Annotated in this window: 13 protein-coding genes; 8 read left to right on the top strand and 5 right to left on the bottom strand. The window is 62.2% G+C overall.

Annotated features, from left to right (window positions below; genetic code table 11):
* Positions 1 to 3: 3 nt before the first annotated feature.
* Entirely contained in the window at positions 4 to 750 is a 747-nt protein-coding gene (locus tag EK373_RS28120; protein WP_129648117.1) for a hypothetical protein, read from the bottom strand.
* Positions 751 to 825: 75 nt separating this feature from the next.
* The gene (locus EK373_RS28115; RefSeq protein WP_157994577.1) at positions 826 to 2,499 is read right to left on the bottom strand and encodes an alpha/beta hydrolase-fold protein; all 1,674 of its coding nucleotides are present in this window, start codon (positions 2,497 to 2,499) and stop codon (positions 826 to 828) included.
* A 161-nt stretch (positions 2,500 to 2,660) separates the two neighbouring features.
* Between EK373_RS28115 and EK373_RS28110 the strand changes: the two genes are divergently transcribed.
* The 7 genes from EK373_RS28110 (at position 2,661) to EK373_RS28085 (ending at position 9,938) form a co-directional block, all read left to right on the top strand.
* Complete coding sequence (locus EK373_RS28110; protein ID WP_129648113.1) at positions 2,661 to 5,855, top strand: amidohydrolase family protein; 3,195 nt, start codon at positions 2,661 to 2,663, stop codon at positions 5,853 to 5,855.
* A 292-nt stretch (positions 5,856 to 6,147) separates the two neighbouring features.
* Complete coding sequence (locus EK373_RS33235; RefSeq protein WP_157994576.1) at positions 6,148 to 6,306, top strand: hypothetical protein; 159 nt, start codon at positions 6,148 to 6,150, stop codon at positions 6,304 to 6,306.
* Between the two features lie 114 nt (positions 6,307 to 6,420).
* The gene (locus EK373_RS28105; protein WP_129648111.1) at positions 6,421 to 6,960 is read left to right on the top strand and encodes a hypothetical protein; all 540 of its coding nucleotides are present in this window, start codon (positions 6,421 to 6,423) and stop codon (positions 6,958 to 6,960) included.
* A 211-nt stretch (positions 6,961 to 7,171) separates the two neighbouring features.
* Positions 7,172 to 7,861 (top strand): glutathione S-transferase family protein, encoded by a 690-nt coding sequence (locus EK373_RS28100; RefSeq protein WP_129648108.1) that lies wholly within the window; start codon positions 7,172 to 7,174, stop codon positions 7,859 to 7,861.
* Between the two features lies 1 nt (position 7,862).
* Positions 7,863 to 8,213 carry an ArsR/SmtB family transcription factor gene (locus EK373_RS28095; RefSeq protein WP_129648106.1) on the top strand — a complete coding sequence of 117 codons (351 nt, stop codon included), beginning with the start codon at positions 7,863 to 7,865 and terminating at the stop codon, positions 8,211 to 8,213.
* On the top strand, positions 8,210 to 8,683 hold the full coding sequence (locus tag EK373_RS28090) for an SRPBCC domain-containing protein (RefSeq protein WP_129648104.1): 474 nt from the start codon (positions 8,210 to 8,212) through the stop codon (positions 8,681 to 8,683). The genes EK373_RS28095 and EK373_RS28090 overlap by 4 nt, the downstream gene beginning before the upstream one ends.
* Positions 8,684 to 8,831: 148 nt before the next feature.
* On the top strand, positions 8,832 to 9,938 hold the full coding sequence (locus EK373_RS28085) for a serine hydrolase domain-containing protein (protein WP_198683709.1): 1,107 nt from the start codon (positions 8,832 to 8,834) through the stop codon (positions 9,936 to 9,938).
* Between the two features lie 56 nt (positions 9,939 to 9,994).
* On the opposite strand, the gene EK373_RS28080 is transcribed toward EK373_RS28085, so the two are convergent.
* Positions 9,995 to 11,938, bottom strand: a complete 1,944-nt coding sequence (locus tag EK373_RS28080) for a glycoside hydrolase family 127 protein (protein WP_129648102.1) — start codon at positions 11,936 to 11,938, stop codon at positions 9,995 to 9,997.
* A 501-nt stretch (positions 11,939 to 12,439) separates the two neighbouring features.
* Between EK373_RS28080 and EK373_RS28075 the strand changes: the two genes are divergently transcribed.
* Complete coding sequence (locus EK373_RS28075; RefSeq protein ID WP_198683708.1) at positions 12,440 to 15,400, top strand: glycoside hydrolase family 31 protein; 2,961 nt, start codon at positions 12,440 to 12,442, stop codon at positions 15,398 to 15,400.
* Between the two features lie 29 nt (positions 15,401 to 15,429).
* Here EK373_RS28075 and EK373_RS28070 read toward each other — a convergent pair whose 3' ends face one another.
* Together EK373_RS28070 and EK373_RS28065 are read right to left on the bottom strand one after the other, a co-directional pair.
* Positions 15,430 to 17,361: an NPCBM/NEW2 domain-containing protein gene (locus EK373_RS28070; RefSeq protein WP_129648100.1), complete on the bottom strand. Its 1,932-nt coding sequence runs from the start codon at positions 17,359 to 17,361 to the stop codon at positions 15,430 to 15,432.
* Positions 17,358 to 19,397 (bottom strand): family 43 glycosylhydrolase, encoded by a 2,040-nt coding sequence (locus EK373_RS28065; RefSeq protein ID WP_129648099.1) that lies wholly within the window; start codon positions 19,395 to 19,397, stop codon positions 17,358 to 17,360. The genes EK373_RS28070 and EK373_RS28065 overlap by 4 nt, the downstream gene beginning before the upstream one ends.
* Between the last annotated feature and the right edge of the window lie 141 nt (positions 19,398 to 19,538).

Here is a 19,538-nt window from a genome sequence, read left to right as displayed (position 1 = left end):
ATGTTACTTTTCCGGCATGCGCCGCACTACTTTGCCCGAATCGTCGAGGAACTCGACGCTCGGCTCGCCCGCGCCGTCGACCTTGAGCACCAGCCGGGGACGACCCTGCTTGTCAGCCAGCCGCACGATCGCATTGTCCATCACCTTACCCGCAAACAGTCGCTCGCCTTGCGGGCCCCAGCTCCTGGCCAGGCTCATCATGTCGGCGCGAATCCTTTCGCGCTCTGCGTCGGTCTTCGCCTCGGCGGCCCGGTTGCTGAGCTCGACCGCCGGCAGCATCGAAGCATTCGGTCGATCCCAGACCTTGAACCCTGCGGTCCGCTTGCCGTCCTGCTCGTTGTACACGATGCCGACCGTCTGATCCTGCTGGTACTGATCGAAGGCGAGGCCCGCGCTCGCCTGCCAATGCTCGCCGCTGCGCTCGGCATCGAAGGTCAGCCCGCCCACTTCATCGCCCAGCCGGTTGAAGAACAGGAAGCCGCCGGTGTCGCGGTTGTGATGCTGGTATTCCTTGCCGCCCCAGTACAGACCGGGAAACAGCTCGCGATTGGAAATGATGACTCGCGGCTTGCCGTCCGGCTCGAGCACATTGATCCGCTGCACGTTGAGCTGTTCGAAGCTTGCGACCTTCCCATCGGCGCTGCCATCGGCGTGCGCTCGGGCCTTGAGCTGATCGCTTGCGACCCAGCCCCACCCCGCCGTGAGCAGCACCAGCCAGCCGTACACCAGACCATTGCGACACGCCGCCATACGATCGCCCCTACCCGAGCTTTCCTGCATTCTCCCGGCTACGATGGATGGCGCGCGAAAATCCGCCACCCGCCCTCAATAATTCCAGCCGGACACGTCGGCGCCGGTCGGCGCGTTCTTCGTCACGTGGACCGCCATCTCCCGGATCATGTCGGTGAAATTCGTCAGGTGCCAGTTATGCCCCTGCTTGGGTCGGCCGTATTCGAAGCGTCCCGGGTAATGCGGCTGCTGCGTGGCCTGGAGCATGGCCTGGAAGTCGTAGACCGCAAGGTTCAAGTAGAAGTTGTCCATCTCTCCACTGAAAAAATTCAATTTGCCGATCAGCTTGGGACCCAGGGTCGGCCAGTTGCGGCGGGTGTAATCGGTCAGATCGTAGCCATTGTCGCGATAGTATTGCGCCACCTGCTTATCGATGACGCCGCTGCGCTTGTCGAACAGCATGGCGGGATACCCATCCGCCCCGACCGGCCCATGCACGCTCTGCCAGGCATCGAACTGGAACCCCGATCGACCCTTGCTGCCGAGAACCGCTTCGAGCCGCGCGACCTCGCGGAAGGTATGCGTGACCTGGCCTTCCACCGTGCGTCGCATGGGTCGCTCGGCGCTCGAGAAGACGGAGTTGGCGAGGGCGAACGCATTCTCATCCTTGTAGATGTTCATCAGCTGGTAATGGGTGAAGTCGATCGGATCGGGATTGAAGATCCACGCGCCGCCAAAGTAGTCGGGATATTTCAGCTGCAGCGCCAGGCTTTCCCAACCGCCCGTCGAAGCCCCCTGGACGATGCGTGCATAACTTTGCGGGATCAGCCGGAATGTCTTCTCGAGATGAGGAATCAGCTCTTCGGTGAGCGCGCGTCCATAAGGACCGTTATTGGCGGAGTCCACCGAATACGCTTCGAGGAAAAACGGACTGGACTGCTCCATGACGATGACCACGAAGCGTGGAAAGCCGTCACTCTTCCAGCTTTGGTAGAACTCATGGCCGGTCTGGACGTTGCCGGCACGCGCGCTGCGCAGATCGGCGTCGTGGCTGGCCGGATCAGGATCGAAGTAGTAGGGCTTGGTACGCTCCTGACTTTGCGCGTACAGGGTCGGATAGGTGCTCTTCGGATGCTCGTCGTAATCGCGCGGTAGCAGCGCCGTCGCACGCAGATAGGTCGGCTCTCCCCAAAATTCACTGAGGAGCTTGCTTTTGATGCGCACGTGGCGCAGCCACTCGGTGTCCTTCGGCTCCTCGAGCGGCGCGATCGTCTGCGTGAGTTCGATCCGCGCCGGAACGGGCGCACGGGTATCGAGATGCACTTTTTGTGTCTTGCTGTACAAGTTGCCGGGCAGCAAGTGAAACGGATGCCGCCGATGTTGAGTCGGCACCCATAAGATGTGACCGTCGGCACGGCGCACCTGGCTGTAGCGAATCAATGTCGCTTGCACGAAGTAGTCGCCAGGCGGCAGGTCATTCAAGCTCGGCAGCGGATAGCTTTGAGCTGTCGCATCTACGGTGATCGTCTCTCCTGCCGGCAACTGCTCCAGATCCACGCCAACGATCATCGGTCCCGTCAATCCGATGGTGGTGCGCGGCTCCGGCGTCTCGCGCTTGGCGATGACGATCACCAAGCGTCCCGTCACCGGCTCGGCCGATACGCTCCGGGGTATGGAAACAGCGAAGCGCAGCCCTTCGGCGTGCGCATGCAACCCGGGCAACAGCAGCGCGATCAGCACAGCGCTCAGCCAGCGCAGGTGATGTCTCATCGGATCTCCCCTCGTTCGTGCACGGTTACGGCTCGTTGCGCGGGCCGCTAGAGCAGAACGATGCGCGAACGGCGGAATTCCGCCACAGCGCGATAGTGGAAATTGCTTCGCCATGCATCGTGCGTCGATGAGTCGACAACGAAGATTTGGGGAATGCATCGATGCACCGTGGCCGCGCTGTGTTGCTGATCCTGTTGTGCGCGCTGGGGCAGATCGCCGCCGGGGCGACCCAACCTGCGCACTACGATGTCCATGCCCGATTCAATGCAGCCAATGGCGACTTTGCGGCAGAGGTGACTGTCACTCTGCCGCTCGAGGAGTTGGCAGATCCGGCGTTTCTGCTCGGCGGGCAGATCACTATCGATGCGTTCGAGGTCAGCGGCGGCGGATCGACTCGCATCGAATCGGTCGACAAGCCGCTGCGCGGCCTGCAGTTGTTGACGCTTCAGTTTGCAAAGCCGCCGAAACGGCCCGTCAAACTGCGCTTGCGATATCACGGTTCGGTGAACGCGGAGCGCGACCAACCCGGCTTCACGCCGAGCGGCGTCGAGTTGCGCCTGGAGCATTTCTGGCTGCCCGTGCGTCGCGACCTGGGCTTGTTCTTCAGCGCCCGCGCGAGACTCGAAGGCATGCCTGAAGGAATGACTTTCGTTGCACAGGGCAATTACCGCCAGCGCGGCACGACGCTCACGATCGATCGCTCAACGCCGGACAACGATCTGCCGATCGCGGGGATGCGGGGCATGATCAAACAAGTGAGCGACGATGTGGAATTCTTCAGCGCCGCTCCGGATGATCCCCTGGTTGCGCACATCTATAAACATGCCCACGGCTCGGCCGGATTCTTGCGCAGCAAATTCGGTCCGCTGCCGGAGCCTCTGCGTGTCGTCGTGATGCCTCGGACCACCGGTAGCGCGTACGCACGGCGCCACTGGATTTCCCTGCCCTCCTTCCTGATCGGCGAACCCACGCCGCCGTTCGATCCGCTGAACGTCGCTCGTACCGTCGCCCACGAGAGTTATCACGCCTGGCTGCCGAGCCCGGAAGGCGGCGGCGAGAATCACTGGATCGCCGAATCCCTCGCCGAATACTCAGCGCTGCGCTATCTGCAAACCGCCTTCGGCGAACCGCCCATGCGCGCGCTGCTGGCCCGTAAGGTGATCCCTGCGTTGGATGCCGGCTCGCTGCTCACCGCCGATCGGCCGAGCCGCGCGTCGTTGTATCAGAAAGGTCCTTTGCTGCTGTTCAAGCTCGAAGATCGCATCGGGCGCGACGCACTCGACTCCATTGTTTATCGCCCCGACCGGCCGCGCAGCACTGCGGCGTTCATGACTCTGCTGCGCGCCGCCGCGGGCGAGACTGTGGCGAACGAGTTTCAACAGCAACTGATACAGCCGGGGCTGCCCGCGGATCTGGTGAGCGCCGCGAGGTACTCGGTTGTGATGTCGAACGCCGTCAAGGGTGAGCTGACGGTGCTACCCGCCGCCGGACGCGAACGCCGCACGACACTGCAGTTCAATGACCGCGGCCGCGGCCCCGAGTTGAACATCGTCAGCCGCTACGATGAGCGCGGCATGCTGATCAGCCATCAATTGCACGGCCTCAACTACGCCAAACGCCCCATCGAGGAAACATTTGCGAGTACCGGTGGCAAAGCGCGCTGGCGCAGCCACGCCGACCACGGCGACACCGAGGCGAACGGTTATTACTTGCCGAACGAAGCGAACGCCGAGGATCTCGCGGCGCTCGCCCGTGCGCTGTTGCGTGCGCAGGGCGAGCTCGCCCTGCTGCCCGCCGGCAAGGCGCGCATCGAGAAGGCACAACGGCTGTCGGTGCACGGCGCAAACGGAGCCATGAATGTCACGTTGTATCTACTTTCGGGAATCCAACTGCAACCGCAGCCCCTCTGGCTCGATGCGGACCTCGAGCTGTTTGCGTCGGCCGCCACGTGGCAGAGCGTGGTCCGCACTGGTTTCGAGGAGTCGCTGCCTGCATTGATCGCGGCGCAGGATCAGACGCTGTCGATGGCTCGCATCGCCCGGGGCAAGGCGTTGCGCAGACAGCCGCAACGTCCGCTGCTCATCCGTGACGCTCGAATGTTCGACGCTGAACGGCGTGTCATGAAGCCCGGAATGTCGGTGCTCGTGAAGGGTGATCGCATCGTTGCGGTTGCGCCGACCCAAGATCTCGTACCGTCCGGCGATGTCGAAGTGATCGACGCACGGGGACGAACATTGCTGCCTGGCCTGTGGGAGATGCACGCGCATGTGCTCAGCGAGAGCGAAGGCGCGCTGAGCTTGATGGCCGGCGTGACGAGCGATCGCGACCTCGGCAACAACCCGCAAGCCCTGGCTCGCCTCACGCAGCTGTTCGATGAGGGCTCGTTGCCAGGGCCCTGGATCACGGCGGCGGAACTGATCGATGGCCGCGATCCGATGGCCGCGCCGATCGGCACTTTGGTCGGAACGCCCGAGGAGATGCGGGATGCGGTCAATGCCGCGGCAGACCGCGGGTATCCGCAAGTGAAATTCTACAGCTCGCTGTCGCGCGAGCTGCTCGATGTTGGCATCGCCACTGCTCGTAAACGAAACCTGCGAATCAGTGGACACGTCCCGGCGGGCATGACGCTGCGGGAAGCCATCCTGGCGGGCTATCAGGAAGTAAATCACGCCAATTTCTGGATCTTGAATTTCATGCCGCCGGAGGTGGTGAAGGTCACGAACACGCCGGTGCGGTTCTCCGCCGTGCTGGAGCATGGTCACGAGCTAGACCTGGACTCGAAGCAAGTGCGTGAGCTGATCGCGTTGATGAAGCGGCGCAACGTGGTCGTCGATCCAACGCTGGTCACGTTCGAGAACATGTTTACCGGCTACAAAGGAGAGATGTCTCCTTGGATGGCGCCGTGGGCGAATCGCTTGCCAGCAGCCGTCGTTCGCGGTGGCCGATCGGGCGGTCGCGCGTCAACACCGGAACAACGTGCCACGTACACGCAGTCATTCACGCGAATGAAGCAGATGTTGAAGCTGCTGCACGAGGCGGGCGTGCCGATCGTCGCCGGGACGGACAGCGATGCCCTGTTGTACGCACGAGAACTCGAGCTGTACGTCGAGGCTGGAATTCCAGCGGCAGAGGTTCTATACATCGCCACGCTCGGCGCGGCTCGCGTCATGGGTCAAGATCACGAAGCAGGCTCCATCGCCCCCGGCAAACGCGCCGACCTGATCTTGGTCGATGGCGATCCGCTCGCGAACGTCGGTGACGTTCGTCGCACGAGGATGGTTATCAAGGGGGGCGCGATGTACGACTGCGATGCTCTCGCCGCCGCCGCGGGGCTGAGCGACGAGCCCGCGAAGTAGTCGCCTCAACTGGCGGGGTGCTCGAGGCGGAAAACGTTGATGCGGACGAAGGCCACCTGAGACTCGATTGAACAGCTGCACGCGGGCATCACTCAAAAACCCGCCCTTCCTGTGGCGAGTCAGCCTCATGTAAAAGCAATGCGCACGATTGCGCAGCACCCGGCGTAATCCAGCACCGCGAGGCGAATCTCGGGGCTGGGGCGCTTCATGTCTGTTTTCGCCATGGTGTGGCCGTTCTGCCACTTCATTCGATCCGCGACCGAGGTAGGCTCGCTCCCATGAAACGCCCGACGTGTATGGCAGTGCGCGCCCGTTGCAGCGAACGGCCGTTGCGTATCACGGTCGCTACATGCTCGAGCTGTATCGCCACGACGGACTGAAGTTCGCAGGCGACGTGGACGAAGATGAAGCCGCGCGCTCGGCTGTTGCGGCGACTCCGACCGTATTGTGATTGCGAGGCTGATTGCTGTCGTGGTTGCGCACTTCGCTGCTGCGACTCGGTTCTTGGTTGACGATAAGTTCGAATGAACGAAGCCCACACAGGCTTCACGTAATAAGGCGCACGATGACTATTCAGTGGCAGCCCCTCATCGAAGGTGGCATTCCGGTGCTCGGCGGGCTCTACGCTACGGCGCTCGGCTTCGGCTGGCTCGGGCAGCACTCCGTTGCATCTGGGTTCAAGCAGAAGCTGCGAAGTAGCATGAAATGGCTCGGCCCCCTCGTCGTCGCTTTCGGCTTGTTCACGGGTTGGCAGGCCCACCAGCGCGCAGCTCACCTACCCGCATCGGAACTTGCCAGATCCATTGCCGCAAAGCTCTCGCTGCCGGTTCAAGTCGACGAGATCACGTCTCTAGATGCAGTCGATGGCGCCGGCAATACCATCACATATCACAGCTCGATCAACGCAACCCTTCAGAACGAGGAAGAACGGACACGCATGAAGCAGCTGCTCGAGCAGCAACTCCACACGTTTGCTTGCCGTAGTCCTGACATGACAAAACTCCTTTCTGCCGGCTACGCCATCGAGTGGCGCTATCGCGTTACGGGCAGCGGGGAGGAGTTTTCCTCGGTCGTGGACGCAGATGCCTGTGTCCGCGATCGGTAAGAGCTGTGCGGATGGGGCGTCACGCAGTTGATGACGACCGCAAAGTCCAGCTCGCAAAGGAATGACGGTCGTGCACTGGTGAGCGAGCAGCATCCCTTCCCTCCTCGGATTGCCTGCAACCGTTGAAGCGTGGCGTGCGCTTTAGTCCCTCACTTGACTGAGCGGGCCACTGCATTCATAGTTTCCGACATCGGAAACTATCTCAAGGCTCATGAGCGACCTCACACTGCATTACCACCCGCTCTCCTCCTACTGCCACAAGGTGCTGATCGCGGTCGACATCCTGGGTGTCGAGCTTCAGAAGCGACTGATCAACCTCGGCGACCCGGCCGAGCGCGAGGCCTTCTTCGCGTTGTGGCCCACCGGCAAGATGCCCTTGCTGGTGGACCGGGGTCGTCCCATCCCAGAGACGAGCATCATCATCGAGCACCTGCAACGCCACCACGCTCGCCGCGCTTGCGCACTCATCCCGGATGATCATGACGCTGCCCTCACCGTTCGTCTGTGGGATCGCCTCTTCGACTTGTACGTGATGACACCGATGCAGGCGTTCACGGCCGACCTGCTAAAGCCAGAAGGCGATCGCGACGCACGCAGCGTGGCCCGAGCAGGAGAAGGCCTGAAGACGGCTTATGCAATGATCGAGCGCCAGCTCGAAGGGCGCACCTGGATTGCGGGCGAGGCGTTCAGCATGGCCGACTGCGCGGCCGCGCCCGCGTTGTTCTATGCAGTGACATACGTGCCCCTGTCGCCACAGCACGGACACCTGTCAGCGTACTTCGAGCGCCTGATGGCCCATCCATCGGTTGCGGCCACCATCGAGCACGCGCGGCCCTATTTCAAGTTCTACCCGGGACGGGCAGGTCTGTCCCGACGGTTCTTCGATCCCACGGGTGTTTAAGATGCGCACTGCCGTCGAACCCGCGCAGCTCGATCGGATGTTCTTTGCGTTGGCTGATGTCCACCGCCGCGGCATGATTGATCGCCTCAGTCGCGGGCCGACATCCGTGTCCGATCTGGCAGGCCCGCTCGGCATCGCATTGCCATCGGCCGTCAAGCATCTGGCGGTGCTCGAGCGAGGCGGTTTCGTCGTCTCCGAGAAGGTGGGCCGCGTGCGCACCTACAAGGTTGAGCCCAAGGCACTCGATGCGATGGACGCCTGGGTCGCACGGCGAAAGAAGCTGCTCAACGCCCAGTTCGACCGCCTGGAAGCCTATCTAGCGAGTCAGGCCGGCAAGTCTAGAGAACGATGAAGCACATCCCGAGCACACATACCGATTTCGTCATCGTCCGTGAGTTCGATGCGACGCCCGAGGCGGTGTTCACGGCGTGGGCCGATCCGCAGGCCAAACGAAGCTGGTCCGACTGCCACGCCGAGAACACCATTGAATACCGCCTGGATTTCCGTCCGCTCGGGCGTGAGACGCACCATGTCGCATTTCCCGATGGACGCGTCCAGCAGATAGAGAAAGTTTTCTTCGACATCGCGGCAGCACGGCGCATCGTTTTCGCTTACGAGATTCGGATCGACGCACGTCTACTGTCGGTGTCGCTCGTGACGGTCGAGTTTTCGACAAACCGGCGCGGCACACGCATGGTTTACACAGAGCAACTCGCGTATGTGGATGGGCACGAGGACCGTGAGCTACGCCTGCGCGGTACGGAGGAAGGACTGGACCGACTCGGACTGGCGTTGTCACGTCCGCCAGGCACTCGGCAGTGAGCGAAGTCTGAGCCGGCCTGGTAGGGATGGTAGATTCGCTGGGCGACGGCTCTCCACGCCGGAGCACAATGTTTCAACTCCTCGCCTCCAAGCAACACATGCAACAGATGCCGTCCACCAGGCCCTAGATAGAACCAAAGGATCGTCGATGTTTGCTCCGATTACCGCGCTCGCGCTTTGCGCCGCGCTCAGCACCCTGCCACCCGCACGTCAGCAACAGGCGCTAGAAGCGCAAGTGATGGCGCAACCGGTCCCGGTTTCCATTTATGTCATGGGCGGGACGCTGCCCAGACCCGTGGCCGCCGCAAGCGGATTTGCCGACCCGGACAGCGGCCGAAAACTCACCACCGATACGCCGCTGCGTATCGCCTCGAACACAAAGACCTTCGTTGCGGCGACCGTCCTGAGATTACATGAACGCGGCCGGCTCGATCTGGATGCCGCGATCGCTCCCCTGCTCGATCCCGAACTGGTCAAGCTGCTCCGCGACGATGGATACAAACCCGACGTCATCACGGTGCGGCAACTACTGTCGCACAGCGCAGGACTCTACGATCACGGCGGTGATCCGCGATACATCGAGACCGTACTGAAGGATCCTCGCCACGTGTGGTCTCGTAAGGAACTGGTGAAGCTCTCCATGCACTATGCGGATCCGCTAGCGGCGCCGGGCGTGGAGTTCAGATACTCCGACACCGGCTACATCCTGCTCGGCGATATCATCGAGCGCGTGACCGGACAATCCGTCTCCGCAGCGGTTCGGGAGTTGCTGCGTTTCGATGCACTCGGACTCACCAGCACGTGGTGGGAAGTCTTCGAACAACCGCCCCCAGGCGTAGCGCCGCGAGCCCGGCAATTCATCGATGACGTCGACGCGACCGACGTACACGCATCCTTCGATTTATATGGCGGCGGCGGGCTGGTGATGTCTTCGCGTGACCTCGCGCGCTTCATGGCAGCGTTGTTCGAGGGTCGGGTGTTCGAACACGAAGAAACCTTGCACACGATGTTGAAACAAGGCGCGCACAAAGACGCGCAAAACTATCGGCTCGGCATGCTCGTCAAGCAAATTGACGGCAGAGAGATTTATTTCCACAGCGGCTTCTGGGGCACCGTTGTCTACTACGATCCTGCGACCAAGCTCACCGTCGCCGCGATGACCACGCGTCGCAAAGCCTACCGCACGAATGTGGTCCCGTTAGTCGAGACGGTGCTCGGCCTGACTGCGCCGGGCTCCGGGTGCATCGAGCCCTGAGCGGAAACGCCTGGCGAGTGCTGAACTGCATGGGACGTTCGGGCGTGCCGATGAGCTCAAACCACAGGCGGTTCGATCTGCCAATAGGTCGCATACCGCTCGTGTGCAATTCGATGGTACGGAATCAGTCGCAGCGTCTTGCGCTCGGCGGACACGAGCAAGAATTCGTTCGGTCGGTCGCCGCGGCGGATGCTCTGCGCGATCGTTCCTGGATCACCGCGCAACAGCGGCGGCGTAAACGGTGAATCGTTGTACCTGCCGATCTGACGTTCGTTTTCGATGATGTCCGATCCTGAGGCGAGTCCCTCACGTCCAAGCGCCGCCGCCAGGACCAGAGGCCCATAAGTGAAGGCGACGATATCCGGAGCCGCGGGCGCAAAATCCGCGGCAATTTCCATGGTGAGCTGCAATTCGATTTCATCGCCGTTGCGCCACTTGCGAGATACGTCCACGTAGCTGGACGGATTGGTCGAGCGCGCCGCTTCTTCGCCATTGACGAGCACGACCGCAGCCTTGCTCCAGCGAGGATGGCGCAGCTTGAGTGTGAATTCAGCCGGCTGGTCGAGCTGCAGCTTCAAGCGGGTCCCGGCCGAGTCGGGAAAGGTCGTTGACTGTGTCACTACTGCGTTCTGCTCCTTCCATCGCAGCGTCGATGGAATGAACAGGTTCACATAGAGCACTCCGTGCGCATGGAAATAGATCGAATCACGATACTTCACGTGATTCTCCATGCCGGTTCCGGTGCAGCACCAGAACGAATTCTCCGGCGTGTGATACAGCTTCATGTAGCCGGGCCGGGCGCCCTGAAAGTAGGTCGCCATCCCGCTGTCGGGATCTTGTGAGGCCAGGATGCCGTTATAGAGCGTGCGTTCGTAGTAGTCGGCGTACGCTGCTTGCGGATCGTGCACGAACAGCGCTCGCGTCAGCTTCAGCATATTGTGTTGGCAGCACGTTTCGGAGGCCTTTGCCGAAAAGACGTGATGTGCGAAATCCGCCATCGGAAAGAAATGTTCGTTGTCGCCATGGCCGCCGGTCGCAAACGAACGCGTCAGTGCGACCGTCCTCCAGAAGAATTCGGCCGCCTCGTTGTACTTGGTATCACCCGTGACCTCGTATACGCGCTGAAAGCCGACGATCTTCGGCACTTGCGTGTTGGCGTGCAGGCCGTCGAGATGATCCCGGCCTTTTGCGAGCGGCTCCAGGATCGCCTGGTGAGAGAAACGCTCCGCCATCCGCCGGTAGTCGGCGTTGCCGGTGAGCGAGTACAGATCCGCGAACACCTCGTTCATGCCGCCGTGCTCGGTGTTCAGCATCGTCTCGAACTGCGCATCGGAGAGCGGCCGGGTGGCTTCGACCGTCCAATCCGCGAGCCGTAGCAATACGGCGCGCGAGCTGTCGCTGCCGGCCATCAACGCGGCATCGCGAAGCCCGGCAAAGATTTTGTGGAGCGTGTACCAGGGAACGCCGGTGATCTTCTCGCCACGCAAATGCGCCTCGATGAGCGCGGGTCCCTTGGGAAAGGCGCAGACCAGTCCGCTATTCGAGGCCTTCTGGCAGGCGGCTAGCTCGCTTGCGATGTACTCGATGCGTTGCTTGAACTGTTTCTTGTTCGTCGAGCGATACGCGAGTGCGCACGCCGAGAGATAGTGACCGAGTGTATGGCCGTGACAATTGATGTCTTCCCATGTCTGCTCGGACTCCCAACCGCCGTAAACCGCTGCCTTCGGCTTCAATCCCGCGTTCACGCGGAAGTTGTGCAGCATCCGATCCGGCTCGAGCTTGAATAGATAAGCCTCGGTCATGCGCTGCGCATGCAGGAAAGGCCCCTCGCCCAGATCCACGTTCGCAAGATCGAACGCTTGCAGCTTTGGAGCCCCGCCCTCCGCTCGCATCTCAAGTCCGAACACGGGTGTCGGGGCCACGGCGGCCCAACCGGTCAGCAGACCCACGTTGGCGAGAAATCGGCGGCGAGATGCGCTCGCGCGGTCAGGTTCTTTCATGTGCAAGTGATAGCGCGCTCTGCTTCAGGGCTCTCGTTGCGTCAATGGCGCTCGCGTCCGCGACTCGTTGACGGGCGCCGACATGTGGGATGGGTGCGCGTGAATGAGTTGCCTCCCTCTGTCGACGCACCAAGCTGCCGTCCATCTTCCAATACGCAGACAAAATACCCGGAACGTTAGCGCTAACGCAACAGTAAGGTAGGGCGGACCGCACTGACGGCTTTTGCACGCTCCAACCCGCGGAGAGAACGGCGCACCGAATTTGATTCGCGTTCAAGTCGGCCGCTTTTTCCAGGCGTTTTTCGCGCAGCTGATCTTGCGAGTCTCAGGCTCGGGGCCAGCGGCGCGCATGGCCCTGGGTGTGCCTCGGCGACGCGAACGGTAGCGATACCATCTCAGGCGCGGGCGCGTATACACTCGGAGACGGCATCCAACCCACGTCGCGTGCAACGAACGGTTGGAAAGCGCCCTCGATCTAGCAGAGTCCAGAGGCTTGTTTCAATGAAGATGATCGGCTGGAAGACTACTGTGCCGGCGGCACTGCTCGTGCTCTGCCTTGCGAATTCATCCGCGGCACAGGTGTCAGTCTCCGCTACGGCATCGCCTGGAGCCGCTGTATCAGCGACCGGGCTCGACGACAAAGGTCATCTCCAATCCGTGTTGCCGCCCGGTGACGGTACGTTCGCCTATGTGCGCCTGACAAGTGGTGTGCAGGTACGCGTGGGCGACACCACCAAGAACGTGATCTTCTACGGGCCCGGGACAGTGCGAGTCAACGCCAACCTGGGCGAGAGCTACTGGAGCGCCCCGAGCCTGGTCGTGATCGGCGAGCCGCAGCCCATTGCGTTCACGCTCAGCGAATCTGAGCGCGCGTTGAGGATCGATAGCGCGATGCTGCGCATCGAGATCAGCAAGGCGAGCGGTGCGCTACGCTTCTTTGATGCCGCCGGCAAGCTCTATACCGAGGAAAGCGTGGACGCGCCGCAGGCGCTGAAGAAAGTCACGATCTCGGGCGCCCCGACGCTCGAGGCGCGCAACGTTTTCACGTTGCGCCCTGATGAGGCGATCTATGGCTTCGGTTTCAACGGCGAGGACAGGAGCAACCGGCGGGGCAAGGAACTGCTGCTGGTGCAGACGAATGTCGGCATCATCATCCCGGTCATGATGTCGTCACGGCGCTATGGGGTGATGTGGGACACCTATTCGCAGATGCGCTTCAAAGACGATGCTGAGGGTGCGTCACTGTGGGCGGAGAGTGCACCCGGCGGCGTGGACTATTACTTCATGGCCGGCGAGACCCCGGATGCGGTGGTCGGCGCCTATCGCGCGCTGACGGGCCAGGCGCCGATGTATCCGAAGCAGGCATTCGGCCTGTTCATGAGCAAAGAGCGCTACAAGACTCAGGATCATTTGCTCGAGGTCGCCCGCTCGTTCCGTGAGGAAAAATTCCCGCTCGACTACATCGTGCAGGACTGGCAGTACTGGGGATCCGACAAGGACGGCAGCTGGAGCGGGATGATCTGGGATCCAAAGCGCTATCCCGATCCCGCCGCCATGAGCCACCAGGTCCACGACATGAATCTGAAATTGATGGTGTCGATCTGGCCATCGATCGGCAACGACACTGCACTTGCCCGTGAACTGGACGAGCATGGGCTGCGCTTTCAGCCGCTGCATTGGATATCCAAACGTGCGCGCGTGTACGACGCGTACAGCCCGCTGGCCCGACAGATTTATTTCAAGCACATCAAATCGGGCCTGCTCGACAAGGGCGTTGATGCGTTGTGGATGGATGGCACGGAGATCGAGGTCGCCAGCGCAATGTGGAATGCGCAGGACAACATCCGTGATACGAAGGCGCTCGGTGCAAACGCACTGGGCGACTTTACGCGGTACCTGAACCCCTACTCGCTGCTCACCACTCACGGCACCTATGGCGGGCAGCGCGCCAGCAGCGACAAGCGCGTCTTCACGTTGACACGCTCGGGCTGGGCCGGCGCCCAGCGCACAGCCGCCGCTTCATGGAGCGGCGACATCTTCGCGAGTTGGAAGACACTGAAACAACAGGTCGCCGACGGCGTCAACGTGACCGTAACGGGCAATCCTTATTGGACGCAGGACGCCGGCGGATTCTTCGTGGCCGACTTTCCGGGCGGCGAGAAGAACCCGGCCTGGCGGGAGCTGTATGCGCGCTGGCTGCAATTCTCCGCCTTCAATCCGATCATGCGCATCCACGGCACCAACGTCGAGCGCGAGCCCTATCTGTTCAAGACCATGGATCCGCAGGTTTATGGCTCGCTGCTGAAAAGCACGCAACTGCGCTATCGCCTGCTGCCGTACATCTATGCCCTCAGCTGGCAGGTCACCTCGAACAGCTACACGCTGATGCGACCGCTCATGATGGACTTCCCCGACGATCGCACCATCGACAGGATCGACGACAGCTTCATGTTTGGACCGTCGTTGCTGGTTCAGCCGGTCACGCGAGCGATGTATCACCTCCTGCCGCCCCCTCCCGCAACGATCCCAAGCGAATACCTGCGCACGCCGGACGGTCAGCCCGGCCTCGCTGGCCAGTATTTCGAAGGCGAGAACTTCGAAACGCCGAAGAGCCGCTTCATCGACACGAGCGTGGACCACACCTGGCCCGATCCGCCGCTCGCCGAAGTGCCGGCGGGCCTCACGAATTTGTCGCACTTCTCCGCGCGGTGGCGCGGCACGCTGATCGCCCCCGAGGATGGCGAGTACGAGATCGGCATCGAAGGCAACGATGGCTACCGGCTGATCCTGGACGGCAAAACAGTGGTGGCGGACTGGAACGCGGGTGCCGCCCGATACAAAGGCACGACACAAACGTTCCGCAAAGGCCAGGTCATCAGTGTCACGATCGAGTATTACCAAATCGACGGCAACCGCGTCCTGCGATTTGCGTGGCGACGGCCAAGCGAACGACAAGCATTGAACGGGCCTGCACCGGCGCTCGACTTGTCGATGACGACCTATCTGCCCAAAGGCGCGGACTGGTATGACTTCTGGACCAACCAGCGCTTCTCAGGCGGCGAACGGGCGACGCGGCAGGCGCCACTCGACATCCTGCCGGTCTATGTCCGAGCCGGGTCGATCGTTCCGATGGGGCCGGAAGTGCAGTATGCGACTCAGGCGCCCGAAGCGCCGTACGAGGTGCGCATCTATCCGGGTGCGGATGCGCGCTTCACGATCTACGAGGACGACAACGAAACCTACGCGTACGAGAAAGGCGAGCGGGCAACGTATGACCTGGTCTGGAACGACCGCGCACGCACGCTGACGGTCGAAGCGCGCCAGGGCAGCTTTCCGGGCATGGTGCAAGAACGAACGCTCAATCTCGCGCTGATGACTGCGTCAGGCCCGGGCGGATTCGCACCTGTACGCCCCACCAAACAAGTGACTTATGCGGGCAAGCGGATCGTCGTTCGCTTGTGACGAAGCGAACGACCGCCGTTCTTGCCACTTCACTGCTGCGACACATCGGCCGCTCCGGCACCGGACAACAATGCGGCTTCCGCCCAGGTCACCGGAAGGGTTGCCGGATCGTCGACGGGCGCACGCGCGACCAACTCGATGATCTTCACGCCGGACACGTCGATGTTGATGCGCTGGCCCTCGTCACCAAATTTCAGCGCGCGGCTGGTGGCGAGCACTTTGCCGTCGCCATACACCGTGAAGGTCGCGGCATGGCGATCGTCTCGAGCCGAGTCGTTGACGCCGACGATGGCGGTGAAGCGGCGATAGCCTTGATTGCGCACCTCCAGCCGCGAATTGGCGAGGACGCCGAGGCCCGTCTCGAATTTTTTGCCGCGGATCCGAAGCGCTTCGCCATAAGGCGCGCTGTCCGGCTGCGCCCCGCCCCATCCTGCATAGATCGGGCGTTCACCACTGCTTCGCGTCCCCTGCCAGCCAAACGCCGAGCGATGAATCGTCGGATCCGGCGCCGGCCACACCACGCCATCGACGGCCGGGTTCACGTTACCGGGCTGCTCGGAAAGATACAGCCCGTCGGCGAGCACGCGAGCGCCGCGCGCCTTGAACACGAGCGTCTGATGACCATCGAGGTGCAGTCTCAGCTGCTTTCGGAAGTTTTGGTTGCGGCCACTCCACAAATCCATCAGGGCCACCTCCGACTCCTCTCGGAACTTCAGGTGAGCGGCCGTCAAATCAACATTCAGTGGGGCCGCGCTTCGGTTGAAGACGGCGACGGCCTTCTCTCCCGTGCTCAGCGTCTTCACGAAGATCTGGACCTCGGCGCTGTCGAACGCGACGACCGCCTGATGCCCGGCCGGATCCTGATTGAGCGCAATCACGTCCTGATTGCCAAACACGTCCAGCAACGCCTGCGGGGCGTGGCGCAGATCCATGCCGATCATCAGCGGCGCGTTGATCATGGCCCACATCGATAGATGCGAGCGCGCTTCGGTCAGGTGATCCGCATCGAAATCACCTTTGCCGATGAACAGCATGTCGGGGTCATTCCACGCACCGGGGTGCGCGTAGAGCGCTCGCTTCGCGGCGCTGTCGAAGTTTGTGAGCAGCCGGCCCCAGGTCGGGTTGATGTCATCGCTGGTCCGCGACAGGTTGCCGAAGTCCTTGCCCCACGCGCGCACATTGCCTGCGCCCCAGATACACAGCGACAGCACGAAGTCACCGTCAGGGTTGTTGCGGATCAGGGCCGCATCGATCTGTTGAAACAGCGCCTGAACGGCAGGAATGTCCGAGCGCGCCACCGACTCCATGTCGAGCAACGGTTTGAATTCGCGATAGGCGCCCGATATCACTTTCTCGCTGCCAGCTCCATAGGCGCGCACGCCACATCCGTCGACTTTGATGAAGTCGAAACCCCACTCGGAGAAGAACAGTGAGATGTCCTGATCGATGTGTCCATACAGTCCGACCTCTCGCTCCAGCACCGAGCCCTTCGGCAGGTCGGTGTCATCCGGCGAATACGCCTGCGAGCACGTGTTGCGGCCCAGATCCGAATAGATGCCCGCCTTCAGCCCCAATGCATGCAGTCGATCGGTGAACGGGCGGAACGACGGCAGTCGGCCTTCACGCACGGTCGATGGAAACCGCGCGGAGCGGATCACGAGCTCACCGTCGCGGGCGCGTCGCTGCAGCCACCATCCGTCATCGATGTTGACGTAACGATAGCCCTTGCGAGCCAACCCGCTGTCGACCAGCGCCTGCGCGGATCCGAGGATTTTCTCCTCATCGATGTCCGTTGCGAACGCGTTCCAGCTGCTCCATCCCATCGGTGGGGTGGGTGCGCGGCCTGCAGTGTAGGCGCTCCACCGGCCGGTCGGGGCTAATGGATCGCCCTGCCCCGCGCCTGCGAGCCCGGGAAAGACAGCCAGCAACGCAAGGCTCGCACTTAAAAATTTCGTGATCATGTCCGCGGCTTTTCCCAGGCCCAACGCACTCCATCGGAACCATCGGGCAGCGGCCCGGGGCTGTCGGCGACGATGCGCCGTGACTGTGGATCGATGCGCAAAAAGCGATGCGTACGCAGCGACATCAGCACCAGCTCGCCGGTCGGCGTTTCGATCCATTGAAACGTTTCCGCCTCACCGGGCCGTTCGCTGCTCAATCCGACCGCACCGCTCGCCTCGACGCTGACGAAACGTCCGCCGAGCTCGAGCGCCACGCGACCCAACTGCATGTCCACGATCTTGATGGCGCCGGGTTCGCCCACCACCAGTCCGCCCTCGCCACTGCCGAGACCGTAGCTGCGTCCCGCCGCGCTCAACAGAATTCGCTCGCGATACGGAATCGGCCGCATCAGACCTCGCGGCGCAGGCTGAGCCACCTCGAAGCGATCGAAATCGGCGGCGCCGCCGCGCTCGCCTCGCGTGTTGTAGTTGAACAGCGCATAGCGCACGCCTTGAAACGTCGTGAGCTGAAACACCATCGTGAACGGCTCGCCGAATGTCACGAAACGCTCCCCGTCCAGCGAGTACGAAAATCGCGCCTGCTCGGTGAGAAAGTCACATTCCGCACGCAGCCAGACACGCTGCGAGGGCAGATCGAGGATCGCCTTGCGTCCGGTCTGCTCATCGAACTGAATCAACTGCCGCTTCTCACCGGTGCGCTGCACGCCCAACCACGCGTACGGCCGGTTGAACAGCGCCAGGCCCGCCACATCGTGATCGCGCATCGACGCCGTATCGAGCAGCACCGAAGGCGCCGAGCGCGGGCCGATCGATCGCTGCGTCAACGTGTTCCGTGCATCCCACAGGCTGGTCGCGGGCAAGGCGTGCAATCGCAAGTATCCTTTGCGTTCGCCCAACGACCAGGCATCCTCGACGGGCACGTGATTCCATTGCCAGATGGGCTTCAGCACGTTGCCGGAGAAATCGTCATCGCGTTCGTAGGGAACGGTGACGGGCTGCACGAAGGCCGTCTTGGGCTTGACCCACGTTCGCGGCGTGCGCCCCAGGTTGCCGGGCAAACCGAAGTACGGCCATCCGTCCTTCCAGGTGACGGGCGATAACCCCGTCAGTCGCCCCACCGAGTTGTAGTCCATCATCGAGTAGCCCCACCACTCCCCGCTCGATGTTTGAATCACGCCGCCCTGGTGTAACGAGAGCCGGCCGAGCGCGTGAGGATCTCCGGGCCGGATGTCATAGGGCGGCGCTTTGCCGCGCATGTCGCTCAGGCGATACCCCTGAGCGAGGCCGAAGTCCTCATCGATGCTGATCGCCGGATTCACTTCATAAGGCCCCTCGGGACGATCGGCTCGCGCCGCGGGCATCCGCATGCGGCCGTCATACCAGGCGCTGGTGATGAAATATTTTCCGTCGATCTTGGTGAAGTGCAGGCCCTCGCCCATGCCCGCATCGGCGGCGATGATTTCGCGCTGCGTGCCGGGCACGATGTCGGTGAGATCCGCCGTGAGCTGTGCAAACTGGATGGAGCGGTAACCCCACACCACATACACCTTGCCGTCATCGTCGAAGAGCACCGACAGGTCGTGCAGGCTCTGGCGCATCGATTGCTGCTGCCAGGGGCCGGCGGGATTCTTGGCCGTGAACAGCTGAGTGGTCTGCTTGTTTACATTGCTGAAGAGATAAAAGGTGCCGTCGTGATAGCGAAACGACGGGGCCCAGAAGCCCTGGCCATAAATGTTGCCCCCGCCTTGCAGCCGGAACGCCGGCCCGAGATCGAGCGCGCGCGCCGCGTAACTCACGAAGGTCCAGTTGACCAGGTCCTTCGAGTGCAGGATGGGCAGGCCTGGCATCGAGTGCATGGTCGTGCCGGTGAGGTAGAAGTCCTCGCCGACGCGGATCATGTCGGGGTCGGAGAACTCCTCGTAGAAGAGCGGGTTCGTGTACGTGCCGTTACCGTTGTCCGGCGTCCACGTCTCCGCGTGCGCGCCGACCGCCCACACCCACAGCAGGAGCGAAAATATTCCCAGGCACCTGCGCATCGTGACTCCAGTGTTCGCGGCGAGCAGCGTAATTAGCACCGCTCCCAGCGCTCGTCAATACTCGTACAATTGAAATTAGCGATCCGCGGGTGCAACCCTTGGCGGCGGTGGCTGCGTCCAAGTCGTGCTTGCACTCACGGG

This window comes from Peristeroidobacter agariperforans (assembly GCF_004138335.1).
GTDB lineage: Bacteria > Pseudomonadota > Gammaproteobacteria > Steroidobacterales > Steroidobacteraceae > Steroidobacter > Steroidobacter agariperforans.
This window is presented reverse-complemented; position numbering and strand designations above follow the sequence as displayed.